The organism is Klebsiella sp. JN_Kp122, from assembly GCF_040062085.1.
GTDB classification, from domain to species: domain Bacteria; phylum Pseudomonadota; class Gammaproteobacteria; order Enterobacterales; family Enterobacteriaceae; genus Klebsiella; species Klebsiella aerogenes.
Map to the genome: position 1 here is coordinate 16,191 of NZ_JBEAHW010000019.1, position 26,506 is coordinate 42,696.

Genomic DNA, 26,506 nt, shown 5'->3' on the forward strand with positions numbered 1-26,506 from the left:
CTGATAGTGAAATAAAGCGCCGCGCGGTTAGTTGCTCCAACCGCCGTCAATAATCTGCACCGTGCCGGTGGTGTAGGCGCTGGCGTCGGAAGCCAGGTACAGCGCCAGTTGGGCGATCTCTTCCGGCTTGCCGATGCGGCCAATGGGCTGGCGGGCGACAAACGCCTCATAAACCGCCTCTTCGCTCAGCCCCTGCTCGCGCGCCTGCTCGGCAATACGTCCGCGTAGGGAAGGTGAATCGACGGTACCCGGACAAATCGCATTACAACGAATGCCCTGGGTGACGAAATCCGCCGCTACCGAGCGGGTCAGGCCAATGACCGCCGCTTTACTGGCGCTGTAGGCGAAGCGGTTAGGTACTCCTTTCACGCTGGAAGCCACCGATGACATGTTGATAATCGAGCCGCCGCCGCGGGCGATCATCGCCGGCAAAAAGGCGCGAATCGTGTGGAACATGGCGGTGACGTTCAGATCGAGGGCGAACTGCCACTCCCGCTCGCTACATTCAAGAATGCTGCCGCTATGTACCACCCCGGCGCAGTTGAACAACACATCCAGCGGGCCCAGCGTTTCCGCGGCGGCGGCAATCGCATCCGCGCGGGTGACATCCAGCTTCAGCGGCTGTACGCCGGGGATATCGCTCAATCCGGCAATGTTGATATCGCTGGCAATCACTTCCGCGCCGGCGGCGGCAAATAGCCGCGCGCAGCTATTGCCAATCCCCTGCCCTGCGGCGGTAATCAGAACGCGTTTTCCGGTTAGTTCCATTTCTCTCCCCTGGTCTAAAGGACTAATGGTCAGGCCATTGGTGGTAGTCAAAGGCCTGACCTTTCGCATGACAAGTCAGGCATAACCCGCTATCGTGAAGCTTAGATGTTGCAAAAACGGCCACAAACGGCACATTGGTTAACCAATTAATTACACTCGACTAACAAACACTCAAGTGTGCTGGCCAATATTTGTGCGCTTTATCACTGTCTATCGCATGAGCAAAGGTGAAACATGCCGATTACCAGACTGGAAAACCCAAGGATTTACAGACAGATAGCAGACCAACTCAAGCGATTAATTGAGAACAACGAATTTCCGCCCGGCAGTCGTCTTCCGTCTGAGCGAGATTTAGCCCAGCAATTGAACGTCAGCCGCGCATCGGTGCGCGAAGCGCTGATTGCGTTGGAGGTGATTGGCCTGGTGGACGTGCGCGTCGGCAACGGGGTAATCGTCAAATCGCAAACGCCGCTCGTCGCCACCAAAGAGCCGGTGATGGCGCAGGCCGGTCGCGACCAGTGGACGGAGATCGACGACGAACTCAACATAGACCTCGATTTTAACGCCGAACTACCGCCCTTTTCTCTGCTGCAGGCGCGCCTGTTAATCGAACCGGAAACTGCCGCGCTGGCGGCACGCCACGCCAGCCCCGAAGAGCTGGCCGCTATCCGCGAGGCCTTTGAGCAAAACTGTCGCGATAACCGCGCCGGTTCGACCACCCATCCCGGCGACCGCCTGTTCCATATCCGTATCGCTCAGGCCAGCGGCAACCCGGCGTACGCGTTTATCATCGGCCACCTGCTCGGCCACCGCTATGGCAGTATGTTCCGCATGCTGCAGCGCCATTACACCCCGGACGATATGCCGCATCGCTCGGAACAGGAGCATCGCGCGATCCTTGAAGCCATTGAGGCCCACGACGTCCGTGCGGCAAAGAAAGCAATGAAAAATCATATTGATCAGGTGATTACCATTTTTACCCGCAGCCAGTAGCCGTGATTTCTGCGCCTGGCGCTTTACCTTGCCGAAACGGCTGGTTAAGGTACGGCGGGACGAGATTATTTTGGATGAACCACAGATGAAAACGCCGCTGATCACCCGTGAAGGGTATGAAAAACTGAAGCAAGAGATGGATTACTTGTGGCGTACAGAGCGCCCGGAAGTCACCAAGAAAGTGACCTGGGCGGCGAGTCTTGGCGACCGCAGTGAAAACGCCGATTATCAGTACAATAAAAAGCGCCTGCGCGAAATTGACCGCCGGGTGCGTTATCTCACCAAGTGTCTGGAAAATCTCAAAATCGTCGATTATTCCCCGCAGCAGGAAGGCAAAGTGTTCTTCGGCGCGTGGGTGGAGATCGAGAACGACGATGGCGATACCAAGCGCTTTCGCATTGTCGGCTACGATGAAATCTTCGGCCGCAAAGACTATATCTCCATCGATTCGCCAATGGCGCGCGCTTTACTGAAGAAAGAGGTGGGCGACCTGGCTATCGTTAACACTCCGGCGGGCGAAGCCAGCTGGTACGTCAATGAAATTGAATACGTGAAATAGCGCCGGAACATTCCGAGAGAACCCGGTCGCGGCTGGCATTTTAGCCTGGCAGCCCGTATAACTATCCCCTGATTTTTGACCCTAATGATGAATAAAACCGATGATGAATGATTCGCTCTGCCGCATTATTGCGGGTGAACTTCAGGCCAGAGCCGAACAGGTAGAAGCTGCCGTTCGCCTGCTTGATGAAGGGAACACCGTGCCGTTTATTGCACGTTATCGTAAGGAAGTCACCGGCGGTCTGGATGACACGCAGCTGCGTAATCTGGAAACTCGCCTCGGGTATCTGCGCGAACTGGAAGATCGCCGCCAGGCGATCCTCAAATCGATCGGCGAACAGGGCAAGCTCAGCGAAGCGCTGGAAAAAGCCATCAACGCCACCCTCAGCAAAACCGAGCTCGAAGATCTCTACCTGCCGTACAAACCTAAACGCCGCACCCGCGGGCAAATCGCCATTGAAGCCGGTCTCGAACCGCTGGCCGATCTGCTGTGGAATGAGCCTTCCCACGATCCGGAAACCGAAGCGGCAAACTATATCGATGCCGATAAAGGCGTGGCGGATAGCAAAGCCGCTCTCGACGGCGCGCGCTATATCCTGATGGAACGCTTCGCGGAAGACGCCGCCCTGCTGGCGAAAGTACGTGATTATCTGTGGAAAAACGCCCATCTGGTGGCCAGCGTCGTCAGCGGCAAGGAAGAAGAAGGCGCTAAATTCCGCGATTACTTCGACCACCATGAACCGATCGCTTCCGTGCCGTCGCACCGCGCGCTGGCGATGTTCCGCGGGCGCAATGAGGGCGTGCTGCAGCTGTCGCTCAACGCCGACCCGCAGTTTGATGAGCCACCGAAAGAGAGCCACTGCGAGCAGATCATTATCGATCATCTCGGCCTGCGCCTGAATAACGCCCCGGCGGACAGCTGGCGCAAAGGCGTCGTCAGCTGGACCTGGCGCATCAAGGTGCTGATGCACCTCGAAACCGAATTAATGGGCACCGTGCGCGAACGCGCGGAAGACGAAGCGATTAACGTATTCGCCCGTAATCTCCATGACCTGCTGATGGCCGCGCCTGCCGGCCTGCGCGCCACCATGGGACTTGACCCAGGCCTGCGTACCGGCGTCAAAGTGGCGGTAGTCGACGGCACCGGCAAACTGGTGGCCACCGATACCATCTACCCGCATACCGGCCAGGCGGCTAAAGCCGCCGTCGTGGTGGCGGCGCTGTGCGAGAAACATAACGTTGAGCTGGTGGCTATCGGCAACGGTACCGCTTCCCGCGAGACCGAGCGTTTCTTCCTCGACGTGCAAAAGCAGTTCCCGAAAGTGACCGCCCAGAAAGTGATCGTCAGCGAAGCCGGCGCGTCGGTCTACTCGGCTTCCGAACTGGCGGCGCAGGAGTTCCCGGACCTCGATGTTTCCCTACGCGGCGCGGTCTCTATCGCCCGCCGTCTGCAGGATCCGCTGGCCGAGCTGGTGAAAATCGATCCGAAATCAATCGGCGTCGGTCAGTATCAGCATGACGTTAGTCAGACGCAGCTGGCGCGTAAGCTGGATGCGGTAGTAGAAGACTGCGTAAACGCCGTTGGCGTCGACCTTAACACCGCCTCGGTGGCGCTGTTGACCCGCGTCGCGGGCCTGACCCGCATGATGGCGCAGAATATCGTCGCCTGGCGCGACGAGAACGGCCAGTTCCACAACCGCCAGCAGTTGCTGAAGGTAAGCCGTCTGGGGCCAAAAGCCTTTGAACAGTGCGCCGGCTTCCTGCGTATTAACCACGGCGACAACCCGCTGGACGCCTCAACCGTTCACCCGGAAGCCTACCCGGTGGTCGAGCGTATTCTGGCCGCTACCCAGCAGGCGCTGAAAGATCTGATGGGCAACAGCAGCGAGCTGCGCAACCTGAAAGCCTCTGATTTTACCGATGATAAGTTCGGCGTGCCGACGGTATCCGATATCATCAAAGAGCTGGAAAAACCGGGCCGCGATCCGCGCCCTGAGTTTAAAACCGCTCAGTTCGCCGACGGCGTTGAGACGATGAACGACCTGCTGCCGGGGATGATTCTGGAAGGTGCGGTCACCAACGTCACCAACTTTGGCGCCTTCGTCGATATCGGCGTGCACCAGGATGGCCTGGTCCACATCTCTTCGCTGTCGAATAAGTTCGTTGAAGACCCGCATACCGTGGTCAAAGCGGGCGATATCGTCAAAGTGAAGGTGATGGAAGTGGACCTGCCGCGTAAACGCATCGCGTTAACGATGCGCCTCGATGAACAACCGGGCGACAGCAACACGCGCCGCGGCGGCGGCAACGATCGCCCGCAGGGTAACCGCCCGGCGGCAAAAGCGGCGAAGCCGCGCGGTCGCGATGCTCAACCAGCCGGCAACAGCGCGATGATGGATGCGCTGGCGGCCGCGATGGGCAAAAAACGCTAATCCTTCCCTGCCCCTCTTCGAGGGGCAATTTTCCGCTTTTTAATGCCTGAGCCTCGATTAATATATTCCAGTAACCTTTCAATAAGTTCGAAATTTATAAAGTTTCATTCTGTTAACTAATGAAACCTTTATTAAACATTAAGTGAATAAATTAATTTTTGACTTATTTTTGGCTACAACAGGGTTCTTGCGTCATATCAAAAAATAAGCAAATACCTATGAAAAACGCATTTATTATCCATGCCATGTATTGATGATACAAACCATTCTCATTATCATCGTTATCAATGACGTTTTATTCTTCTTCGTTGGCTATAGTCCCCAGCGCCGCTTTAATAGCCGCGCCTGGAAATTCTCTTTTCGGTTAGCGATAACAAGTAGGCCCTATGCAATTCACTCCTGATAGTGCGTGGAAAATCACCGGTTTTTCCCGCGATATTAGCCCGGCTTATCGGCAGAAACTGCTCTCCCTGGGAATGTTGCCCGGCTCTTCGTTTCATGTCGTGCGCGTGGCGCCGCTGGGCGATCCTATTCATATTGAGACCCGGCGCGTGAGCCTGGTATTACGTAAAAAAGACCTCGCGTTAATTGAACTGGAAGCGGTTGCGCAATAACACCTGACCCGGCACTAAGAGTCTGAAAAATGAAAAAATTAACCGTTGGTTTAATTGGTAATCCTAATTCCGGCAAAACAACGTTATTTAATCAGCTAACCGGCGCGCGCCAGCGGGTGGGTAACTGGGCGGGGGTCACCGTTGAGCGTAAAGAAGGCGCCTTCACCACCACCGACCACCAGGTTACTCTGGTTGACCTGCCGGGCACCTATTCGCTGACCACCATCTCCTCGCAAACATCGCTCGATGAACAAATTGCCTGTCACTATATTCTCAGCGGCGATGCCGACCTGCTGATTAACGTCATCGACGCCTCGAACCTGGAACGTAACCTCTATCTGACCCTGCAGCTGCTGGAGTTGGGTATTCCCTGCGTCGTCGCGCTAAACATGCTCGATATTGCCGAAAAACAGCAAATCCGCATCGACGTCGACGCGCTGGCGGCCCGTCTCGGCTGCCCGGTGATTCCGCTGGTCTCCACCCGCGGTCGCGGCATCGAAGCGCTGAAAATGGCGCTTGACCGCCATGAGCAAAATCAGCCGCTGGAACTGGTGCACTATCCGCAATCCCTGCAGCGCGAAGCCGATATGCTGGCGCAGGCGATGCCTGCTGATATGCCGCTGCGTCAGCGCCGCTGGCTGGGGCTGCAGATGCTGGAAGGCGATATTTATAGCCGCGCCTTTGCCGGCAACGCCGCCGACAAACTGGATCTGGCGCTGACCAACCTGAGCGGCGAGATGGACGATCCGGCGCTGTATATCGCCGATGCCCGCTATCAAAGTATCGCCGCGGTATGCGATGCCGTCAGTAACACCCTGACCGCTGAGCCAAGCCGCTTCACCACGGCGATGGATAAAATTATCCTTAACCGCTTCCTCGGCTTACCGATCTTCCTGTTCGTGATGTACCTGATGTTCCTGCTGGCTATCAACATCGGCGGCGCCCTGCAGCCGATTTTCGACGCCGGCTCGGTGGCTATCTTCATCCACGGCATTCAGTGGTTGGGCTACACTCTGCACTTCCCGGACTGGCTGACCGTGTTCCTCGCGCAAGGGCTGGGCGGCGGTATCAATACCGTGCTACCACTGGTGCCGCAAATCGGCATGATGTACCTGTTCCTCTCTTTCCTTGAGGACTCCGGGTATATGGCGCGCGCGGCCTTCGTAATGGACCGCCTGATGCAGGCGTTAGGCCTGCCGGGGAAATCCTTCGTGCCGCTGATCGTTGGTTTTGGCTGTAACGTGCCTTCCGTTATGGGCGCCCGTACGCTGGATGCGCCGCGTGAACGGCTGATGACTATCATGATGGCGCCGTTTATGTCCTGCGGCGCCCGATTGGCGATTTTCGCGGTCTTTGCCGCCGCCTTCTTCGGCCAGAACGGCGCGCTGGCGGTCTTCTCACTGTACGTACTGGGCATCGTGATGGCGATCCTCACCGGCCTGATGCTCAAATACACCATTATGCGCGGTGAAGCCTCGCCGTTCGTGATGGAGCTGCCGGTGTATCACGTACCGCACATCAAGAGCCTGGTTATCCAGACCTGGCAGCGCCTGAAAGGCTTCGTCCTGCGCGCCGGTAAGGTCATTGTGATTGTCAGTATTTTCCTCAGCGCGCTGAACAGCTTCTCGCTCAGCGGCAAAGTGGTCGATAACATCAACGACTCGGCGCTGGCTTCGGTTAGCCGAGTGATTACCCCGGTGTTTAAGCCCATTGGCGTGCACGAAGATAACTGGCAGGCAACCGTCGGCCTGTTTACCGGCGCGATGGCGAAAGAAGTGGTGGTCGGTACGCTGAACACCCTCTACACCGCGGAAGATATCCAGAATGAAGAGTTTAACCCACAGGAGTTTAGCCTTGGCGACGAGCTGTTAGCCGCCGTCGATGAAACCTGGCAGGGGCTGAAAGACACCTTTAGCCTGAGCGTGCTGGCGAACCCGATTGAAGCAAGCAAAGGCGACGGCGAAATGGAAACCGGCGCCATGGGGGTGATGGGCAGTAAATTCGGCAGCGCCGCCGCCGCGTACAGCTACCTGATCTTCGTCCTGCTCTATATTCCATGCATTTCCGTGATGGGAGCGATTGCCCGTGAGTCCAGCCGCGGTTGGATGATGTTCTCGGTGTTGTGGGGGTTGAATATCGCCTACTCGCTATCGACGCTGTACTACCAGACCGTGAGCTTTAGCCAACACCCGCGCTACAGCCTGGTGTGTATTCTGGCGGTAATTCTGTTTAACGTCGTGGTCTTTGGCCTGTTGCGTCGGGCGCGTAGCCGGGTGGATGTTTCCCTGCTGGCGACGCGTAAAACCCCGACGTCCTGCTGCCAGAGTCCGGCCGGCGACTGCCACTAAGGAGCAATCATCATGGCATCGTTAATTGACGTTCGCGATATGCTGGCCCTGCAGGGGCGCATGGAAGCCGCACAGCTGAGCGCCCGCCTGCATACGCCACGGCCGCTGATCGACGCCATGTTAAGCCGCCTGGAAGCAATGGGAAAAGCGGTCAAGATGATCGAAGATGCCGATGGCTGCCTTTCCGGCAGCTGTAAAAGCTGCCCGGAAGGGAAAGCCTGCCTGCGGGAGTGGTGGTCTTTGCGCTGAATGGATATCCCCGGATAGCGACTAGCTCCTTATCCGGGGAGCACCTGATTTACTTATACACGTCGGCGTTCGCGTGAACCGTCTTCTCGTTCTTCTCGCCGGCAATCACTACGAAGTACTTACCACCCAACTCATCCGCTTTCTTCGACAGATCGCGCTTCGCGTCCATCGGCGACGTGGTACGGGAAGTCGTGATGCTACCGACCTTGGTCAGATTCATCTTCGCGACTTCATCTTTTTGAATCTCTTTCGCCGCGAACGCGCCAAAAGAGAGGGAGCCTATCACCAGAGATGCAACAATACCTGTAACAAGTTTCATAGCCTTTACTCTCCATAAGGTTGTTATTTTTAGTTTGCGGCGGCAAAAACGAAATAATCAACCACCGCAACAACCTAAGTATTGCCCGATCCTGATGATTTACCACGCAGCGCTAAAAATAATTATTCAGCCGGTTTTTCAGCGCGATGAGAGGCTCACAGAATGGCTGGGGATGCGAAATAAACGGTGCGTGGGCCGCCTTTTCGAAGACAACAGACTCACTTTGCGGCCACAGCTCATCCAACAGAGGAACGATTTTACGCGGCACCAGCCCATCCAGTCGGCCATAGAGGCGCAAAAACGGCATGGTCAGCGCGGCGAGCGGTTGACGCAAATCGGCGGTTTTGAGGATTTCCAGCCCGCCGTTGAGAACCTCAGCAGGCGGCATCGGCAGCGACAGAACGGTGCTTTTCAGCGCCCGGGCGTCCTGGCGCGCGCTTTCGGTGCCCATGGTTTGCAGGGCGAGAAAACGCTCGACGGTACGCTGGAAATCTTCACTCAGCTGTTGCTGGAAGCCGCTCAGCACTTCCGGTTTAATCCCCGGCCACTGGTCGCGCGCGCCAAAACACGGCGAAGAAGCGACGGTCACCAGCGCCTGCACGCGTTGCGGGTGCTGCAGCGCCACCAGGCTCGCTACCAGCCCGCCCAGGCTCCAGCCAAGCCAGATAGCCTGCTCCGGCGCTTTTTCAACGACCTGCTGCGCCATCTCTTCAAGCGTTAAGGCGCCAAAACCACCGCTGCGGCCATAGCCCGGTAAATCCACCAGGTGAAGGGTAAAATGCGTAGCCAGTTCCGGCGTGATGCAATCCCATACGTTGGCATTCAGCCCCCAGCCGTGCAGCAGCACAAGATGACAATTTCCTTCGCCCGTGGTTTGCCACCAGATGTCATTCATCAGTTACTGTTCTCTTTCCATCACTATGAGGGGAATTATGCTAACAGCACACAGCTTATGCTGGCTATGCCAAATGCCGCTGGCCATGGCTCACTGGGGGATGTGCTCTCGCTGCACCGCCTCGCTGCTCGTCACGCCATCGCTCTGCCCGCAGTGCGGTTTACCGGCATTGGCGCCCGCCTTGCCCTGTGGACGCTGCCTGCAAAAACCACCGCCCTGGCAGCGGCTGGTGACGGTGAATAGCTATGCCCCACCGCTAAGCGGGCTGGTACACCAGTTTAAGTTTGCCCGTCATCCGGAACTCGCGGCGGCGCTGGCGCGACTGCTTCTTTTACGCCTGCGCCTTAATTGCGGGCTGCCGCCAGTGGATCGGATTGTCAGCGTGCCGCTGTGGCAGCGCCGTCATTGGCGTCGGGGATTTAACCAAAGCGAGGCGCTATGTCGCCCGCTGGCGCGCTGGATGGGCTGCGCCTGGCGCGGCGATGCGCTGACGCGAAGCCGGCGTACCGCAACGCAGCATCAGTTAAGCGCCAGATTACGTAAGCAGAACCTGAAAAATGCTTTCCAGGTTGAATTATCCGTTCGGGGCCTCCATATCGCCATTGTGGATGATGTCGTCACAACCGGAAGCACCGTCGCCGAGATTTCCCGCCTGCTTTTGCGAAACGGCGCCGCGACGGTTCAGGTATGGTGTTTGTGCCGTACCTTGTAGACCCCCGCTGATGGGCGTATTATAACCCAGTAAAATAGTCAACTATTAGGCCAACGCTATGATCCGTATTTCCGATGCTGCACAAGCGCACTTTGCCAAACTGCTGGCAAATCAGGAAGAAGGGACGCAAATTCGCGTATTTGTGATTAATCCCGGCACCCCAAACGCTGAGTGCGGCGTATCCTATTGCCCACCGGATGCGGTGGAAGACACCGACACGGCGCTGAAATTTGAACAGCTGACCGCGTATGTTGATGAACTCAGCGCACCTTATCTGGAAGATGCTGAAATCGACTTCGTCACTGACCAGCTCGGTTCCCAGCTGACGCTGAAAGCGCCGAACGCCAAAATGCGTAAGGTTTCCGACGATGCCCCGCTGATGGAGCGCGTGGAGTACCTGCTGCAGTCGCAGATCAACCCACAGCTGGCCGGTCACGGCGGTCGCGTTTCGCTGATGGAAATCACCGAAGACGGTCTGGCTATCCTGCAGTTCGGCGGCGGTTGCAACGGCTGCTCAATGGTCGATGTGACCCTGAAAGAAGGGATCGAAAAGCAGCTGCTGAACGAATTCCCGGAGCTGAAAGGCGTGCGCGATCTGACCGAACACCAGCGCGGCGAGCACTCCTACTACTAAGCTTCCCCCTCTCGCCCGGCAACAATCCGTTTGCCGGGCGACTTCTCCCTTCAGCATGTTACCGCACAACATTTCTGACTAGCCATCACGGCAAAAACCCGGCAGAGAGTATGACTTAAGTCTCATATTTAAAATTTACCCCGCGCAGGGCATTCTCAAAGCTCACATGTTACCCGTATCATCCACAGCAAGCACCACCGACAAAAAAATAGCCAGCTATCCTTTCTCTGGGTCAGGAATAAGCCAGCTTTACGGTGCAAGACATCCTTGTTCCTCTGTGGAACGGATACTGTAGATGTTCAGACTTTAACGTTACCCATAACAAGTTAAGGCCAGGTAAATCATGCCATTAGTCATCGTAGCTATCGGGGTTGCCCTGTTATTGTTGCTGATGATCCGTTTCAAAATGAACGGCTTCATCGCTCTGGTTCTGGTGGCGCTCGCCGTCGGATTAATGCAGGGTATGCCTCTGGATAAAGTCATCGTATCCATCAAAAACGGCGTCGGGGGCACGCTCGGCAGCCTCGCACTGATCATGGGCTTCGGCGCTATGCTCGGTAAAATGCTGGCGGACTGCGGCGGCGCGCAGCGTATCGCCACTACCCTGATTGATAAATTCGGTAAAAAACATATTCAATGGGCCGTTGTACTGACCGGTTTCACCGTCGGTTTCGCCCTGTTCTATGAAGTCGGTTTCGTGCTGATGCTGCCGCTGGTCTTTACCATCGCCGCTTCCGCGCGTATCCCGCTGCTGTACGTTGGCGTACCGATGGCCGCGGCGCTCTCCGTCACCCACGGTTTCCTGCCGCCACACCCGGGCCCGACCGCTATCGCGACAATTTTCCACGCCGATATGGGCAAAACGCTGCTCTACGGGACAATTCTGGCTATCCCGACGGTTATTCTCGCCGGCCCGGTTTTCGCCCGTTTCCTGAAAGGTATTGATAAACCGATCCCGGAAGGCCTGCACAACCCGAAAACCTTCACTGAAGAAGAGATGCCGGGCTTTGGCGTCAGCGTCTGGACCTCTCTGGTACCGGTGATCCTGATGGCGATGCGCGCCGTTGCCGAGATGGTTCTGCCGAAGGGCCACGCCTTCCTGCCGGTGGCCGAGTTCTTCGGCGATCCGGTAATGGCGACCCTGATTGCGGTGCTGATCGCGCTGTTCACTTTCGGCCTGAACCGCGGCCGTTCCATGGAGCAGATCAACGATACGCTAACCTCCTCTATCAAAATCATTGCCATGATGCTGTTGATCATCGGCGGCGGCGGCGCCTTCAAGCAGGTGCTGGTGGATAGCGGCATGGATAAGTACATCGCCTCTATCATGCACGAATCCAATATGTCACCGCTGTTTATGGCGTGGTCTATCGCTGCGGTGCTGCGTATTGCGCTGGGTTCAGCTACCGTTGCCGCTATCACCGCGGGTGGTATCGCCGCGCCGCTGATTGCCACCACCGGCGTTAGCCCGGAGCTGATGGTTATCGCCGTGGGTTCCGGTAGCGTTATCTTCTCGCACGTGAACGATCCAGGTTTCTGGCTGTTCAAAGAGTATTTCAACCTGACCATTGGCGAGACCATCAAGTCCTGGTCGGTACTGGAAACCATCATTTCCGTGTGCGGCCTGGTTGGTTGTCTGCTGCTGGGGATGGTGGTGTAACCTTCGTTCCCTGAGATAAAAAAGGCCGGGTGCGCATCATGCGCCCCGGCCTTTTTTGTTCTTCGTTTCCCGGATAGCGGCGCAAAGCGCCTTATCCGGGCTACCCGCGGTGCCGTTTTTGTCGGGTGGCGCTGCGCTTACCCGACCTACGGTCCTGGGGATGGTGGTGTAATCCTCGTTCCTTTTTTGTTCTTCGGCTCTCAACCGTAGCCCCGGTAAGCGCAGCGCCACCGGGGAATTCTCGCTGGATTAACGGGCTTTGCGGCGCTTATCCAGATCTTTAATCAGCTTATTCACCTGCGCATCGGCAAACATCTGCTCGAGCGTCACGCTAAGCTTACGCCGCCAGTTGGGATACTCGGTACTGGTGCCCGGGATGTTGACTGGCGAAGCCATCTCCAGCCAATCTTCCGGCTGCAGCCCAAGCAGGGCGCTGTTACTGTCGGCGATGTAGCGCTGCATCCCGCGATTGAGCGTTGAGGTCATCGCCATCAGCGAGGCTTTATGTCCAGCGCGCTTCGGCAAACAGCCGTGCCGATGCAGCGCATCCAGCAACCCCTGCTTTGCTTGTTCGCGATCGGCATATAAGCCGCGCAGCACCACTTCATCCGGATACAGACCCAGCGTCTTCCCGAGCGTCAAATCGCCGCTCTCCCAATAGCCGCGCAGCGTCGGGAGATCGTGGGTCGTTGCGACCGCCATCGACTGCTGTGGATAAGCCTTCGGCGCGCGGAACGTTTTATCAGGGCCATTTTCGAAATAGAGCACTTTATACGAGTAAACACCGCTTTTGCGCAGCTTGCCGACGATTTCAACCGGTACGGTACCGAGGTCTTCGCCAATGACCATGCAGCGGTGCCGCTGGCTCTCCAGCGCCAGGATCGCCAGCAGGTCATCCACGGGATACTGCACATAGGCGCCATGGTCGGCGGTTTCGCCATACGGTATCCACCACAAACGCAGCACCGACATCACGTGGTCAATACGCAATGCGCCGCAGTTTTGCATATTCGCCCGTAGCAGTTCGATAAACGGCTCGTAGGCGCGGGCAACCATTACATGCGGATCCATCGGCGGCAGGCCCCAGTTCTGTCCCAGCGGGCCGAGGATGTCCGGCGGCGCGCCGACGGAAGCCTTGAGGCAATACAGCTCGCGATCGCACCACGTCTCCGATCCGCCTTCGGCGACGCCGACCGCCAGATCGCGATACAGGCCAATCGGCATCCCGTCCTGCTGGCTGGTGTGCCAACAGGCGGCGAACTGCGTATATGCCAGCCACTGCAGCCATAGATAAAAGCTCACCTCATCGGCATGCTCCGCACAGAAGGTTTTCACCTGCGGGCTGCTCGTGCTCTGATACGCTTCCGGCCATGCCGGCCAGCCCCAGCGCATCGGATCCTGACGGCTTTGCCAGGCATGCAGCGCATCAAACGCCGCCTGCCAGTAGAGACTTTCGCCCTCGCGCAGCACGAACTGACGGAACTCCGCCATTTGCTCATCTTCACGCGTAGAAAACTCGGCCCACGCCAGACGCAGCGCGGTCAGCTTCAGCGCGGTGACAGCGGTATAGTCGACATCAGCGGTCTGCCGCGCGGCCTTCAAGGCCTGCTGGGTTTCCGCAAGCTGCCACCATGCCTGCGCGGCAGGGCTACGCTGGAAATCCTCCACCGCGTTAACGTCGATATAGATGACGTTAAGCCAGCGGCGCGAGGACGGACTGTACGGACTGGCGCTCTCCGGGTTCGCCGGATAGAGCGCGTGAATCGGGTTGAGGCCGATAAACGCGCCGCCGCGACGGGCGATTTCCGGCAGCATGGCGCGTAGATCGCCGAAGTCGCCGATGCCCCAGTTATTCTCAGAACGTAGGGTGTAGAGCTGGACGCAGGCGCCCCATAGCTTTTTGCCCTCTTTTAGCGCCTGCGGTTCGTAGCAACGCGCCGGGGCGACGATCGCCCGGCAGTGCCAGCGTTCGCCGTCCCGCGTGAGGGTCAGGGTGTGATAGCCCGTCGGCAATCGCCCAGGCAAAGCGAGCGTTTCGCCGCCGCGCGTCTCACCCTGATACTGCTTACCTTCTTCGGTCGTCAGCAGCCAGTGAAACGCGCCGCTTCCCGCTACCGGCAACTGCATTTTTTTACCGTGAGTAAAAACCTTGACGCTGGGCAGCGGTTCTACTGCCGCTTTCGCGGCAGTAGAAGTACGATGCATAGCATCCAGCAAACGTTGTTTGGTGGCCGCCGCGATCGACTGCGGCTGGCCGTGCGCGTTGATATAGCTGGGGCTGATCCCCGCCGCCAGCGCGGCATTATCAAGGCGTTTATTCTCCATAGGCCTGTCCTTAGCGTTTTGCCTGCCAGATACGTTGCTGATAATCACGAATAGAGCGGTCGGAGCTGAACATGCCGCAGCGCGCGGTGTTGAGGATCGCCGCACGGGTCCAGGCTTCCTGGTCGCGATACAGTTCGTCTACCTGCTTCTGCGCCGCGACGTAAGCGCTAAAGTCAGCCAGCACCAGGTACGGATCGCCGCCTTGCAGCAGGCTATGCAGCATCTGATCAAAGGCGTGTTTGTCGCCGCCGCTATATTTACCGCTTTCCAGCTCTTTCAGCACCGCGTCCAGCAGCTTATCTTTCTTGCGCCATTTCAGCGGATCGTAGCCTTTCGCCTTCAACGCCTTAACTTCTTCCACGGTATGGCCGAAGATAAAGATATTGTCCTCGCCAACCTGCTCGGCGATTTCAACGTTGGCGCCGTCAAGAGTGCCGACGGTCAGTGCGCCGTTCAGCGCCAGCTTCATGTTGCCGGTACCAGAGGCCTCTTTACCCGCCGTGGAAATCTGCTCGGAGACGTCCGCCGCCGGGATCAGCATTTCCGCCGCCGATACGCAGTAATCCGGCAGGAAGACCACTTTCAGCTTATCTCCCACCAGCGGATCGTTATTGATCGCCTCGGCCACCTTGTTGATCGCCAGAATAATATTCTTCGCCAGGTAGTAGCCCGGCGCGGCTTTAGCGCCAAAAAGGAAGACGCGCGGTACGCGGTCGGCCTGCGGGTTTTCGCGGATCTCTTTATACTGCGCCAGAATATTCAGCAGGTTGAGGTGCTGGCGTTTGTATTCGTGCAGGCGCTTAATCTGGATATCAAAAATCGCCTGCGGGTTGATGTCGATACCGGTACGCCGCTTCACGAACTCAGCGAGACGCACTTTATTCGCCTGCTTAATGTCGCGATAAACCTGACGGAATTTGGCATCGTCGGCGTACTTCTCCAGCTTGATCAGCTGGTCGAGATCGTTGGCCCACTCTTTCTTCAGCGTCTTATCGAGCAGGGCAGCCAGCGCCGGATTACACTGTTTAATCCAGCGACGCGGCGTAATACCGTTGGTTACGTTATGGAATTTGTTCGGCCACAGCTGGTGATATTCCGGGAACAGATCCTTCACCACCAAATCGGAGTGCAGCGCCGCGACGCCGTTCACCGCAAAGCCGCTCACCACGCACATGTTGGCCATGCGAACCTGTTTATCATGGACCACCGCCAGCTTCGCCCACACCTGCTTATCGCCCGGCCAGGTTTTCTCCACCAGCAGTTTAAATCTGTCGTTAATCTCTTTGATTATCTGCATGTGGCGCGGCAGCAGCGCCTTGACCAGCTTCTCATCCCAGCACTCCAGCGCTTCCGGCATCAGAGTATGGTTGGTGTAAGCGAAGGTTTTGCTGGTGATGGCCCACGCATCGTCCCAGCTCATCTGGTGCTCATCAAGCAGCACGCGCAGCAGTTCCGGGATAGCGATGGTCGGGTGGGTGTCGTTCAACTGGATCACTTCATAATCCGCCAGCTCATGCAGCTTGCGGCCAGCCAGATGGTGACGACGCAAAATATCGGCCACCGAGCAGGCGCACTGGAAGTACTGCTGCATCAGGCGCAGTTTTTTCCCCGCCAGATGGTTGTCATTCGGATACAGCACCTTAGTCAATTTTTCGGCGTCGATACCTTGCTGCTCCGCGCGCAGGAAATCGCCGTCGTTGAATTTGGTCAGGTTGAACGGATGGGCATGTTTCGCCTGCCACAGGCGCAGCGGCTGCGCGACGTTATTGCGATAGCCAAGCACCGGTAAATCCCAGGCTTCGCCGGTAATCACGAAAGCCGGTTGCCATTCGCCGCTTTTGCTGACTTTACCGCCGATACCCACCTGCACATCCAGCGCTTCGTTGTGGCGGAACCACGGATAGCTGCCGCGTCCCCAGTCATCCGGCGCTTCCATCTGCTGACCGTCAGCGAAGGATTGACGGAACAGACCGTACTGGTAGTTCAGGCCGTAACCGGTCGCCGACTGGCCGACGGTGGCCATAGAATCCAGGAAGCAGGCCGCCAAACGGCCCAGGCCGCCGTTGCCCAGCGCCGGATCGGTCTCTTCTTCCAGCAGGTCGGTCAACTGGATGTCGTACGCCTTCAGCGTCTCGCTCACTCCTTCATACCAGCCCAGGTTGAGCAGGTTATTACCGGTCAGGCGACCGATCAGGAACTCCATCGAAATGTAGTTAACGTGGCGCTGTCCTTTAACGGCTTCCGCCGCCGGTTGCGCCGCCAAAAGCTCCGCCAGCGCGCCGCTGACCGCGCGCCACCACTGGCGTTGGGTCATCTCTGCGGCTGACGATAAACCGAAACGCTGCCACTGACGCGTCAGTGCAGCCTGAAACTGAGCCTGGTTAAAAGAAGTCTGTGACATAAGAAATCCTGGTCCTTTACTAAAACGTTAGCCTTAGTGTGCCGACCTCCTGATGCCGCTGCCTCCTCCCGAGGGGGATTAGACAGGGAGGAGTAGCGGGGATGAGCGAAAATTGTGATCGCGGCCACTTTAACGTTAGCTCGTCGTCGGGAATTCGCCGCCTTATTGCGCGTGTAGAACAATAATTTCGCCAGCGCAACGAACGGCAAATTTGTTACAGCGCAATTCATATCGCCAGGCAAAATTCGCTCGTACCATTATCGTGAAATAAAAAACAAACCACTGACAGAATAAAAAGATGCCATGACAAAAATACGTGAAATAGATTAACCCTAAGAATCCACTGACGATAATTTAATAAAAACAATCAACTACGAAAAACACTGTGTAAAGTAATTTCGTCCCGGACGAAACCGTCGTAAACCGAGGCATGGCGCGTACTGGTACCGGTTTAAAGCTAATTAAAAACCGAAGCGAGAAATTGTGACCGAGAGCAAATTCAAGAGCATCAATTTTGGACATAACTTGCAATAACTTTCATTATCGCCGACCTTAGGAGTCATTAATTACGAAGCGCAAAAAAAATCCCCATCCCTTTCTTGCACAGCGAAAAAGTGAACTATGTTGATTCCGTCAAAATTAAGTCGTCCATCCCGTCTTGAACACACTGTGGTTCGCGAACGGTTGCTGGCGAAACTTTCCGGCGCGAACAATTATCGTCTCGCGTTGGTGACCAGCCCGGCAGGTTACGGCAAAACCACGCTCGTTTCGCAGTGGGCTTCGGGTAAGCATGACCTTGGCTGGTTTTCGCTCGATGAAGGCGATAATCAACAAGAGCGCTTCGCCAGCTATCTGATTGCGGCGATTCAACAGGCGACAGGCGGCCACTGCGCCGCCAGCGAAGCCATGGTGCAAAAGCGCCAGTACGCCAGCCTGCCGTCGCTGTTTGCGCAGCTGTTTATTGAGCTTGCCGACTGGCAGCGCCCGCTGTACCTGGTCATTGATGACTATCACCTGATCACCAATCCGGTAATCCACGATGCCATGCGCTTCTTCTTGCGCCATCAGCCAGAGACCATGACGCTGGTAGTGCTGTCGCGCAACCTGCCGCAGTTGGGGATCGCCAACCTACGGGTGCGCGAGCAGTTACTGGAAATCGGCAGCCAACAGCTGGCTTTTACTCATCAGGAGGCGAAACAGTTCTTTGACTGCCGCCTCGCCTCCCCCATTGAAGCCGATGACAGCAGTCGCCTGTGCGATGACGTCGCCGGCTGGGCCACCGCCCTGCAGCTCATCGCCCTCTCCGCCCGGCAGAAAAACACCTCAGCCCAGCACTCCGCCCGTCGTCTCGCCGGGATTAACGCCAGCCACCTTTCCGACTATCTGGTCGATGAAGTGCTGGATAACGTCGATGCCCGTACCCGCAGCTTCTTGTTAAAAAGCTCGCTGCTGCGCTCGATGAATGACGCGCTTATCGTCCGCGTCACCGGCGAAGAGAACGGCCAGATGCAACTGGAAGAGATCGAACGTCAGGGGCTGTTCCTGCACCGGATGGATGACTCCGGCGAGTGGTTCCGCTATCACCCGCTATTCGGCAACTTCCTGCGCCAGCGCTGTCAGTGGGAAATGGCCACCGAGCTACCGGAAATTCACCGCGCCGCCGCCGAAGCGTGGATGGCGCAGGGGTTCCCCACCGAAGCCATCCATCATGCGCTTGCCGCTGGCGATGCCGCCATGCTGCGCGATATTTTGCTCAACCACGCCTGGGGCATGTTCAACCATAGTGAGCTGGGTCTGCTGGAACAATCGCTGGCGGCGCTGCCGTGGTCGAACCTGCTGGAAAACCCGCGGCTGATCCTGTTACAGGCCTGGCTGATGCAGAGCCAGCATCGCTATAGCGAAGTGAATACCCTGCTGGCCCGCGCCGAGCAGGAGATGGATGTCGAAATGGATACCGCGATGCACGGCGATTTCAACGCCCTGCGCGCGCAGGTCGCAATCAACGCCGGCGATCAGGACGAAGCCGAGCGTCTGGCAATGGTGGCGCTGGATGAACTGCCGCTGGCGAGCTATTACAGCCGCATCGTCGCCACTTCCGTTCACGGCGAAGTGCTGCACTGCAAAGGCCACCTGAGCAAATCGCTGGCGGTGATGCAGCAAACAGAACAGATGGCTCGCCGTCATGACGTCTGGCACTACGCCCTGTGGAGCATGATCCAGCAGAGCGAGATTCTGTTTGCCCAGGGCTTCCTGCAGGCGGCATGGGAGATTCAGGATAAAGCTTTCCAGCTTATCCGCGATCAGCATCTTGAACAGCTGCCGATGCATGAGTTCCTGTTGCGCATCCGCGCGCAGCTGCTGTGGGCGTGGGCGCGTCTTGATGAAGCAGAAGAAAGTGCCCGCAGCGGCATCGCTGTGCTGGCAAACTACCAGCCGCAGCAGCAGTTGCAGTGCCTGGCGTTGATGGTGCAGTGCTCGCTGGCGCGCGGCGATCTCGACAACGCCCGCAGCTTATTAAACCGCCTGGAAAATCTGCTGGGCAACGGCCACTATCACAGCGATTGGGTCTCTAACGCCGACAAAGTGCGGGTGATCTACTGGCAGATGACCGGTGATAAAACCGCAGCGGCCAACTGGCTGCGCCAGACGCCGAAACCTGAATTCGCCAATAACCACTTCCTGCAAAGCCAGTGGCGCAACATTGCCCGCGCACAGATCCTGCTCGGTGATTTTGATTCCGCCGAAATGGTGCTGGAAGAGTTAAATGAAAATGCCCGCTCGCTGCGGCTGATGAGCGATATCAACCGTAACCTGCTACTGTTGAACCAGCTGTACTGGCAGGCGGAGCGCAAGGGCGAGGCGCAAAAAGTGTTAATGGAAGCTTTAACCCTCGCTAACCGCACCGGCTTTATCAACCACTTCGTGATTGAAGGCGAAGCCATGGCCCAGCAGCTGCGCCAACTGATTCAACTGAATACGCTGCCGGAGCTGGAGCAGCACCGCGCCCAGCGTATCCTGCGCGATATTAACCAGCATCATCGACATAAATTCGCCCATTTCGACGAGAGCTTCGTCGAACGGCTGCTGAACCACCCGGAAGTGCCGGAGCTTATCCGCACCAGTCCGCTGACCCAGCGCGAGTGGCAGGTGTTAGGGCTTATCTATTCCGGTTACAGCAACGAGCAGATCGCCGGCGAACTGGATGTCGCGGCCACCACGATTAAAACGCATATTCGCAATCTATATCAGAAACTGGGCGTCGCGCACCGCCAGGATGCCGTTCAGCATGCCCAGCGGTTGCTCAAAATGATGGGATACGGCGTATAACGCCGTTTAGCACAGCTCCAGCTGCAGGTTGTTGTCTTTAATCACCTTCAGCACGCCTGCGGGCGGCATGATATCGGTATAAACCGCATCGACCATACTAATGCTGCCCATGTTCACCATCGCATTACGGCCAAACTTCGAGTGATCCACCACCAGCATCACGTGGCGCGAGTTTTCGATAATCGCCCGCTTGGTGCGCACTTCATGGTAATCAAACTCCAGCAGCGAGCCGTCGCTATCAATACCGCTAATACCAAGAATGCCGAAGTCGAGGCGGAACTGGGAGATAAAATCGAGCGTCGCTTCGCCGATGATCCCGCCGTCGCGGCTACGCAGCTCACCACCGGCGAGGATAATGCGAAAATCGTCTTTCACCATCAGCGTATTCGCGACGTTGAGATTGTTGGTCACAATCCGCAGGTCATTATGATCGAGCAACGCATGGGCCACCGCTTCCGGCGTCGTGCCAATGTCGATAAACAGGGTTGCGCCGTCGGGTATTTCGCTCGCCACTTTCCGCGCGATGCGCTCTTTTTCCGCCGTCTGGGTCGCTTTCCTGTCGTGCCACGAGGTGTTGACCGAGCTTGAAGGCATCGCCGCGCCGCCGTGGTGGCGGAGGATCATTTTTTGTTCCGCTAAATCATTCAGATCGCGACGAATAGTCTGCGGGCTGACGGCAAACTGCTCCACCAGCTCTTCGGTACTGACGTATCCCTGTTTTTTTACCAGCTCGATAATCGCGTCATGACGTTGTGTTTGTTTCATGAAATATCCCTGGGAATCTCTACGTTCGTTTTCGCACATTTAGCGTATCGACAAACGCCATTGCCAGCCCGACTGCCAGGCCCGCCACGTGCGCGCCATTGGCGATCGACATGCCGAAAACATCAAACCATCCTGCCACTAACCACACTAAAGAGAAGAGGATCAGACCGCGTTGCAGATAAATACCGCTCTGCGGGTCGCGCTCGCCGCGCAGCCAGACATAGCCCATTAATGCATAGACTACCCCAGACAAACCGCCGAACCACGGGCCGCTAACCTGATGCTGGACGAATCCGCTCAGCAGAGCGCTGATAATGGTAATCACCACCAGTTTGCCGCTACCGATGCGCTTCTCCACCGCACCGCCGAGGTACCACCACCATAGCAGGTTAAACAGAATATGCATCAGCGAGAAGTGCATGAAAGCATGGGTAAGATAGCGCCAGGCTTCGAATTTCAGCGAAGGATCGTAGGGCCAGGCAAGCCAGATCATCATCGTCTGATCGCCCAGAACGTTTTGCAGTATGAAGACCAGGATACAGGCCAGCAAAATCGCCCACGTAAACGGCCCGGCGTTGTTACGCAAGGTAGCTAAAAACGGGAAGCGTTGATAATGCAATCCGCTATTGGTATGCCCCGATTGCCAGCTGGCGGCGAGATAGCGCGGGTCGGCCGGGTTTTCGAGAAAACGGGCCAGCTCGGCCTGCACCCGCGCGGCCTGGCTTTCATCAGCCAGCCAGACATCGCTCTGCGTGTGCTGTTGGATAGTCAGGATGACCCCCTGCGTCGCCATATAGTCGACAAACGCCTGGGCCACGCGCGGGTTGGCAAAAGAGGTAATCATTAACATACAGCGGATCGCTTATTCCACACAAAGGGGGCTAGTATATACCGTACCGCGCTTATAGCGAGCCGTGTGCAACTTCCGCCGGGAAATGACGATGCCAGGCGTCAAAACCGCCGTCGACGCTGTAGACTTTCTCGAAGCCCTGCTGCAGCAGATACTGCGCGGCGCCTTTACTGCTGTTGCCGTGGTAGCACATCACCATCACCGGCGTCTCAAAATCGTTATCGCGCATAAAAGCGCCCAGGGTATCGTTGGTCAGATGAAACGCGCCCGGCGTGTGCCCCATGGCATAGCTTTGCGGGTCGCGGATATCGACCAGCACCGCCTTCTGCTGATGCAGTTTCTGATGCGCTTCTTCTACATTGATACATTCAAATTGTTCCATGGTTCTCTTCTCTATTGCACTTCATGACGGGCGGTGACCGACCCTGATTTTACCCGCTAGTGTACCGTCAGACGGTAAATAAACGCCAATATGTTACATGCATCACTCTGAAATGTTTTTTTGATGTTACCAAAAGCGCGTTTGTTTGCTATAGTGAGCGATATCGAACATTTATGAGCTTAAACGAAAGTGAACGAGGTGCGAGCGTGGAAATCAAAGATCTGATTGTGATAGGCGGAGGCATCAACGGTGCCGGTATCGCGGCAGACGCCGCCGGGCGTGGTTTATCCGTGCTGATGCTGGAAGCGAGAGACCTTGCCTGCGCCACCTCAAGCGCCAGCTCAAAACTGATTCACGGCGGCCTGCGCTACCTGGAACACTACGAATTCCGCCTGGTCAGCGAAGCGCTGGCGGAGCGCGAGGTGTTATTAAAAATGGCGCCGCATTTGGCCTTCCCGATGCGCTTCCGCTTACCACATCGCCCGCATCTGCGCCCGGCGTGGATGATTCGTATCGGTCTGTTTTTATACGATCACCTCGGCAAACGCACCAGCCTGCCGGGCTCGACCGGTTTGCGCTTTGGCGCGGAATCGGTACTTAAGCCGGAAATCGTGCGCGGTTTCGAATATTCCGACTGCTGGGTCGACGATGCGCGTCTGGTTCTTGCCAACGCCCAGATGGTGGTACGTAAAGGCGGCGAGGTTCGCACCCGCACCCGCGCTATCTCGGCAAAACGCGAAAACGGCCTGTGGGTGGTGGAAGCGGAAGATATCGATAGCGGCGAAAAATTCACCTGGCACGCGCGCGGCCTGGTTAACGCCACCGGCCCGTGGGTGAAACATTTCTTCGACGAAGGCATGCATCTGCGCTCGCCGTATGGCATCCGTCTGATCAAAGGCAGCCATATCGTGGTGCCGCGCGTGCACACCCAGAAGCAGGCCTATATCCTGCAAAACGAAGATAAACGCATCGTGTTTGTCATCCCGTGGATGGATGAGTTCTCGATTATCGGCACCACCGACGTCGAGTACAACGGCGATCCAAAAGAGGTGGCGATCGATGATAAAGAGATCAACTACCTGCTGAACGTCTACAACGCGCACTTTAAAAAGACGCTGTCGCGCGACGATATCGTCTGGACTTACTCCGGCGTGCGTCCGCTGTGCGACGATGAATCCGACTCGCCGCAGGCGATTACCCGCGACTATACCCTCGATATTCACGATGAGAACGGTCAGGCGCCGCTGCTGTCGGTATTCGGCGGCAAGCTCACCACCTACCGTAAACTGGCGGAACATGCGCTGGAAAAGCTGACGCCGTATTATCAGGGGATTGGCCCGGCGTGGACCAAAACCGCCGTTCTGCCCGGCGGCGATATCGGCGGCGACCGCGACGACTACGCGGCGAAACTGCGCCGTCGCTTCGCGTTTATCAGCGAATCAATGGCCCGCCACTACGCCCGCACCTACGGCAGCAACAGCGAGTGGATCCTTGGCGAAGCGACTTCGCTTGCCGATCTGGGAGAAGATTTTGGCCACGAGTTTTATGAAGCCGAGCTGAAGTACCTGGTCGAACACGAGTGGGTTCGCAGCCTGGATGACGCTATCTGGCGCCGAACCAAACAGGGGATGTGGCTGAATGCCGAGCAGCAGGCGCGTATCAGCGAGTGGCTGGCGCAACACACGGGAAAGTCTGAACTGTCGTTAGCGTCCTGACATACCCCGGGCGGCGGCTGACGCCTGGCCCGGGCTACATCACCGCACACACAAAAACGGGGCCAACTGGCCCCGTTTTACTGATGCTTAACCGATTACAAACGAACCGGGTCGATATGCCAGATATGTTTGGCGTACTCCTGGATCGTGCGGTCGGATGAGAAATAGCCCATGTTGGCGATGTTCATCATCGCTTTATTGGCCCACTCCTCCGGATGGCGGTACAGTTCGTCCACCTTATCCTGGCAATCAACGTAGCTGCGGTAGTCCGCCAGTACCTGATAGTGGTCGCCAAAGTTGATCAGCGAATCCAGCAGGTCGCGGTAGCGGCCAGGCTCCGAAGGACTGAACAGGCCGGTGCCAATCTGCGTCAACGCCTGATGCAGCTCCTCATCCTGCTCATAATAGTCGCGCGGTTTATAGCCGTTGCTGCGCAGGGCTTCTACCTGTTCCGCGGTATTACCGAAGATAAAGATATTGTCCTCGCCGACGTGCTCCAGCATTTCAACGTTAGCGCCATCCAGCGTACCAATGGTTAGCGCGCCGTTGAGCGCAAACTTCATATTGCTGGTACCGGACGCTTCCGTTCCCGCCAACGAAATCTGCTCGGAGAGATCCGCCGCCGGGATAATCAGCTGCGCCAGGCTCACGCTGTAGTTGGGGATAAACACCACTTTTAGCTTATCGCCAATCTGCGGATCGTTGTTTACCACCGCCGCTACATCGTTGATCAGATGAATAATATGCTTCGCCATGTAGTAAGCCGACGCGGCCTTGCCGGCGAAGATATTCACCCGCGGCACCCACTCCGCCTGCGGATCGGCTTTGATCCGATTGTAGCGGGTGATGACGTGCAGGATATTCATCAGCTGGCGTTTATATTCGTGGATGCGTTTGATCTGCACATCAAACAGCGCCTTAGGATTGACCACCACGTTCAACTGCTGGGCGATATAGTTCGCCAGCCGCTGCTTATTCTCAAGCTTGGCGCGGCGTACCGCCTGGTTCACCGTCGGATAATCAATATGCTGCTGCAGATCGCTTAGTTGGCTTAAGTCGGTGCGCCAGGTGTGGCCGATATTCTCATCCAGCACCTGCGACAGCGGCGGGTTCGCCAACGCCAGCCAGCGTCGCGGCGTGACGCCGTTGGTGACGTTGGTAAAGCGCATCGGGAAAATCTTCGCAAACTCGGCAAACAGCGACTCGACCATTAAGCGAGAATGCAGCTCTGACACGCCGTTGACTTTATGGCTGACGACAACCGCCAGCCACGCCATGCGCACCCGGCGACCATTGGATTCATCAATGATCGAGGTACGGCTCAGCAGAGCAGTATCGTTGGGATACTGCTCCTGCAGCGTCTTGAGGAAGTAATCGTTAATCTCGAAGATAATCTGCAGATGGCGCGGCAGGATTTTCCCCAGCATATCGACCGGCCAGGTCTCCAGCGCTTCGCTCATCAACGTATGGTTGGTATAGGAGAAGACCTGACAGGTCACCTCGAAGGCTTCATCCCAGCTAAATTTGTGCTCATCGATCAGCAGACGCATCAGCTCAGGAATCGACAGCACCGGGTGGGTGTCATTGAGGTGAATGGCGATTTTCGCCGCCAGATTGTCGTAGGTGCGGTGCAGCTGATAGTGGCGGCTGAGGATATCCTGTACCGTCGCCGAGACCAGGAAATACTCCTGACGCAGGCGCAGCTCGCGCCCGGAATAGGTGGAGTCATCCGGGTACAGCACCCGCGAAACGTTCTCGGAGTGGTTCTTATCTTCCACCGCCGCAAAGTAGTCGCCCTGGTTGAATTTACCGAGGTTGATTTCGCTACTGGCCTGCGCGCTCCACAGACGCAGGGTGTTAGTGGCATCGGTATCGAAACCGGGGATAATCTGATCGTAGGCTTCGGCGATAATCTCTTCGGTCTCTATCCAGCGGGTATTTTTCCCTTCCTGCTGCACGCGGCCGCCGAAACGCACTTTATAGCGCGTATTGTGCCGTTCGAACTCCCACGGGTTGCCGTACTCCAGCCAGTAATCCGGCGACTCTTTCTGCCGCCCGTCGACAATGTTCTGCTTAAACATCCCATAGTCGTAGCGGATACCGTAGCCGCGGCCCGGCAGGCCCAGTGTCGCCAGAGAATCGAGGAAGCAGGCGGCCAGGCGCCCTAAACCGCCGTTGCCTAAACCGGGGTCGTTTTCTTCATCAATAAGCTCTTCCAGATCGAGCCCCATATCGGCCAGCGCATTATTCACATCTTCATAAATCCCTAACGACAGCAGCGCGTTAGAGAGGGTGCGGCCAATCAAAAACTCCATCGACAGATAGTAAACCTGCCGCACTTCCTGCGACAGCTGGGCGCGGTTTGAACGCAGCCAGCGCTCGACCATGCGGTCGCGAACGGCGAACAGGGTGGCGTTCAGCCATTCGTGTTTGTTGGCGATCGCCGGATCTTTGCCGATGATAAACATCAGCTTATACGCGATAGAATGCTTTAACGCCTCAACGCTCAGCGTGGGTGATGCATAACTAAAGGGTGCATTCATAGCCATAGCTCCTGTG

The 26,506-nt window shown here is 56.9% G+C and carries 20 protein-coding genes; 11 read left to right on the plus strand and 9 right to left on the minus strand.

Annotated elements, in window-relative coordinates; genetic code table 11:
• Window positions 1-27: 27 nt before the first annotated feature.
• Entirely contained in the window at window positions 28-768 is a 741-nt protein-coding gene (locus ABLU78_RS07475; protein WP_045361174.1) for an SDR family oxidoreductase, read from the minus strand.
• Between the two features lie 234 nt (window positions 769-1,002).
• Between ABLU78_RS07475 and ABLU78_RS07480 the strand changes: the two genes are divergently transcribed.
• The 6 genes from ABLU78_RS07480 to feoC all read left to right on the plus strand — a co-directional run bounded on the left by ABLU78_RS07480 (window position 1,003) and on the right by feoC (window position 7,962).
• A complete protein-coding gene (locus ABLU78_RS07480; RefSeq protein ID WP_015369365.1) occupies window positions 1,003-1,761 on the plus strand; it encodes a FadR/GntR family transcriptional regulator in 759 nt (252 codons plus the stop codon).
• 85 nt (window positions 1,762-1,846) lie between these two features.
• A complete protein-coding gene (gene greB / locus ABLU78_RS07485) occupies window positions 1,847-2,320 on the plus strand; it encodes a transcription elongation factor GreB (protein WP_015703675.1) in 474 nt (157 codons plus the stop codon).
• Between the two features lie 100 nt (window positions 2,321-2,420).
• Window positions 2,421-4,751 carry a Tex family protein gene (locus ABLU78_RS07490; RefSeq protein WP_015369363.1) on the plus strand — a complete coding sequence of 777 codons (2,331 nt, stop codon included), beginning with the start codon at window positions 2,421-2,423 and terminating at the stop codon, window positions 4,749-4,751.
• A 386-nt stretch (window positions 4,752-5,137) separates the two neighbouring features.
• Entirely contained in the window at window positions 5,138-5,365 is a 228-nt protein-coding gene (gene feoA / locus ABLU78_RS07495) for a ferrous iron transporter A (RefSeq protein ID WP_015703677.1), read from the plus strand.
• A gap of 29 nt (window positions 5,366-5,394) precedes the next feature.
• Complete coding sequence (gene feoB, locus ABLU78_RS07500; protein ID WP_048229986.1) at window positions 5,395-7,713, plus strand: Fe(2+) transporter permease subunit FeoB; 2,319 nt, start codon at window positions 5,395-5,397, stop codon at window positions 7,711-7,713.
• Between the two features lie 12 nt (window positions 7,714-7,725).
• A complete protein-coding gene (gene feoC / locus ABLU78_RS07505; protein WP_032709300.1) occupies window positions 7,726-7,962 on the plus strand; it encodes a [Fe-S]-dependent transcriptional repressor FeoC in 237 nt (78 codons plus the stop codon).
• Window positions 7,963-8,011: 49 nt separating this feature from the next.
• Here feoC and ABLU78_RS07510 read toward each other — a convergent pair whose 3' ends face one another.
• Window positions 8,012-8,281 carry a YdgH/BhsA/McbA-like domain containing protein gene (locus ABLU78_RS07510; RefSeq protein WP_015369359.1) on the minus strand — a complete coding sequence of 90 codons (270 nt, stop codon included), beginning with the start codon at window positions 8,279-8,281 and terminating at the stop codon, window positions 8,012-8,014.
• 112 nt (window positions 8,282-8,393) lie between these two features.
• Complete coding sequence (bioH, locus tag ABLU78_RS07515; protein WP_032713170.1) at window positions 8,394-9,176, minus strand: pimeloyl-ACP methyl ester esterase BioH; 783 nt, start codon at window positions 9,174-9,176, stop codon at window positions 8,394-8,396.
• Between the two features lie 37 nt (window positions 9,177-9,213).
• Between bioH and gntX the strand changes: the two genes are divergently transcribed.
• The 3 genes from gntX (at window position 9,214) to gntT (ending at window position 12,182) form a co-directional block, all read left to right on the plus strand.
• Window positions 9,214-9,888, plus strand: a complete 675-nt coding sequence (gene gntX / locus ABLU78_RS07520; RefSeq protein WP_032706492.1) for a DNA utilization protein GntX — start codon at window positions 9,214-9,216, stop codon at window positions 9,886-9,888.
• Window positions 9,889-9,946: 58 nt separating this feature from the next.
• Window positions 9,947-10,522: a Fe-S biogenesis protein NfuA gene (nfuA, locus tag ABLU78_RS07525; RefSeq protein ID WP_015369356.1), complete on the plus strand. Its 576-nt coding sequence runs from the start codon at window positions 9,947-9,949 to the stop codon at window positions 10,520-10,522.
• Window positions 10,523-10,865: 343 nt separating this feature from the next.
• Window positions 10,866-12,182 (plus strand): gluconate transporter, encoded by a 1,317-nt coding sequence (gene gntT / locus ABLU78_RS07530; RefSeq protein WP_015369355.1) that lies wholly within the window; start codon window positions 10,866-10,868, stop codon window positions 12,180-12,182.
• A 249-nt stretch (window positions 12,183-12,431) separates the two neighbouring features.
• Here the strand turns inward: gntT and malQ are convergent, their stop codons facing one another.
• Both malQ and malP read right to left on the minus strand, forming a co-directional pair.
• Window positions 12,432-14,507 (minus strand): 4-alpha-glucanotransferase, encoded by a 2,076-nt coding sequence (malQ, locus tag ABLU78_RS07535; protein ID WP_032715210.1) that lies wholly within the window; start codon window positions 14,505-14,507, stop codon window positions 12,432-12,434.
• A gap of 10 nt (window positions 14,508-14,517) precedes the next feature.
• On the minus strand, window positions 14,518-16,908 hold the full coding sequence (gene malP / locus ABLU78_RS07540) for a maltodextrin phosphorylase (RefSeq protein ID WP_032709305.1): 2,391 nt from the start codon (window positions 16,906-16,908) through the stop codon (window positions 14,518-14,520).
• A 621-nt stretch (window positions 16,909-17,529) separates the two neighbouring features.
• Between malP and malT the strand changes: the two genes are divergently transcribed.
• Window positions 17,530-20,235: an HTH-type transcriptional regulator MalT gene (malT, locus tag ABLU78_RS07545; RefSeq protein WP_015369352.1), complete on the plus strand. Its 2,706-nt coding sequence runs from the start codon at window positions 17,530-17,532 to the stop codon at window positions 20,233-20,235.
• Window positions 20,236-20,241: 6 nt separating this feature from the next.
• Here the strand turns inward: malT and ABLU78_RS07550 are convergent, their stop codons facing one another.
• The 3 genes from ABLU78_RS07550 to glpE are packed head-to-tail and all read right to left on the minus strand — an operon-like array spanning window position 20,242 to window position 22,232.
• Window positions 20,242-21,000, minus strand: coding sequence for a DeoR/GlpR family transcriptional regulator (locus ABLU78_RS07550; RefSeq protein WP_015369351.1), 759 nt, complete (start codon window positions 20,998-21,000; stop codon window positions 20,242-20,244).
• A gap of 19 nt (window positions 21,001-21,019) precedes the next feature.
• Entirely contained in the window at window positions 21,020-21,850 is an 831-nt protein-coding gene (gene glpG, locus ABLU78_RS07555; RefSeq protein ID WP_015703685.1) for a rhomboid family intramembrane serine protease GlpG, read from the minus strand.
• 52 nt (window positions 21,851-21,902) lie between these two features.
• The gene (gene glpE, locus ABLU78_RS07560; protein ID WP_048229982.1) at window positions 21,903-22,232 is read right to left on the minus strand and encodes a thiosulfate sulfurtransferase GlpE; all 330 of its coding nucleotides are present in this window, start codon (window positions 22,230-22,232) and stop codon (window positions 21,903-21,905) included.
• A 206-nt stretch (window positions 22,233-22,438) separates the two neighbouring features.
• Here glpE and glpD point away from each other — a divergent pair, with 206 nt between their 5' ends.
• Window positions 22,439-23,947 carry a glycerol-3-phosphate dehydrogenase gene (gene glpD, locus ABLU78_RS07565; RefSeq protein WP_020077778.1) on the plus strand — a complete coding sequence of 503 codons (1,509 nt, stop codon included), beginning with the start codon at window positions 22,439-22,441 and terminating at the stop codon, window positions 23,945-23,947.
• A 95-nt stretch (window positions 23,948-24,042) separates the two neighbouring features.
• Here glpD and glgP read toward each other — a convergent pair whose 3' ends face one another.
• On the minus strand, window positions 24,043-26,490 hold the full coding sequence (gene glgP, locus ABLU78_RS07570) for a glycogen phosphorylase (RefSeq protein WP_015369347.1): 2,448 nt from the start codon (window positions 26,488-26,490) through the stop codon (window positions 24,043-24,045).
• Window positions 26,491-26,506: the final 16 nt, after the last annotated feature.

Bases quoted from the DNA above. Each gene is read 5' to 3' on its own strand.
- gntX (WP_032706492.1), top strand. From the start codon at position 9,214: ATGCTAACAGCACACAGCTTATGCTGGCTATGCCAAATGCCGCTGGCC.
- glgP (WP_015369347.1), bottom strand. From the start codon at position 26,490: ATGAATGCACCCTTTAGTTATGCATCACCCACGCTGAGCGTTGAGGCG.
- ABLU78_RS07475 (WP_045361174.1), bottom strand. From the start codon at position 768: ATGGAACTAACCGGAAAACGCGTTCTGATTACCGCCGCAGGGCAGGGG.
- ABLU78_RS07480 (WP_015369365.1), top strand. From the start codon at position 1,003: ATGCCGATTACCAGACTGGAAAACCCAAGGATTTACAGACAGATAGCA.
- nfuA (WP_015369356.1), top strand. From the start codon at position 9,947: ATGATCCGTATTTCCGATGCTGCACAAGCGCACTTTGCCAAACTGCTG.
- bioH (WP_032713170.1), bottom strand. From the start codon at position 9,176: ATGAATGACATCTGGTGGCAAACCACGGGCGAAGGAAATTGTCATCTT.
- glpE (WP_048229982.1), bottom strand. From the start codon at position 22,232: ATGGAACAATTTGAATGTATCAATGTAGAAGAAGCGCATCAGAAACTG.
- feoA (WP_015703677.1), top strand. From the start codon at position 5,138: ATGCAATTCACTCCTGATAGTGCGTGGAAAATCACCGGTTTTTCCCGC.
- feoB (WP_048229986.1), top strand. From the start codon at position 5,395: ATGAAAAAATTAACCGTTGGTTTAATTGGTAATCCTAATTCCGGCAAA.
- gntT (WP_015369355.1), top strand. From the start codon at position 10,866: ATGCCATTAGTCATCGTAGCTATCGGGGTTGCCCTGTTATTGTTGCTG.
- glpG (WP_015703685.1), bottom strand. From the start codon at position 21,850: ATGTTAATGATTACCTCTTTTGCCAACCCGCGCGTGGCCCAGGCGTTT.
- ABLU78_RS07490 (WP_015369363.1), top strand. From the start codon at position 2,421: ATGATGAATGATTCGCTCTGCCGCATTATTGCGGGTGAACTTCAGGCC.
- malT (WP_015369352.1), top strand. From the start codon at position 17,530: ATGTTGATTCCGTCAAAATTAAGTCGTCCATCCCGTCTTGAACACACT.
- malQ (WP_032715210.1), bottom strand. From the start codon at position 14,507: ATGGAGAATAAACGCCTTGATAATGCCGCGCTGGCGGCGGGGATCAGC.
- ABLU78_RS07550 (WP_015369351.1), bottom strand. From the start codon at position 21,000: ATGAAACAAACACAACGTCATGACGCGATTATCGAGCTGGTAAAAAAA.
- greB (WP_015703675.1), top strand. From the start codon at position 1,847: ATGAAAACGCCGCTGATCACCCGTGAAGGGTATGAAAAACTGAAGCAA.
- malP (WP_032709305.1), bottom strand. From the start codon at position 16,908: ATGTCACAGACTTCTTTTAACCAGGCTCAGTTTCAGGCTGCACTGACG.
- feoC (WP_032709300.1), top strand. From the start codon at position 7,726: ATGGCATCGTTAATTGACGTTCGCGATATGCTGGCCCTGCAGGGGCGC.
- ABLU78_RS07510 (WP_015369359.1), bottom strand. From the start codon at position 8,281: ATGAAACTTGTTACAGGTATTGTTGCATCTCTGGTGATAGGCTCCCTC.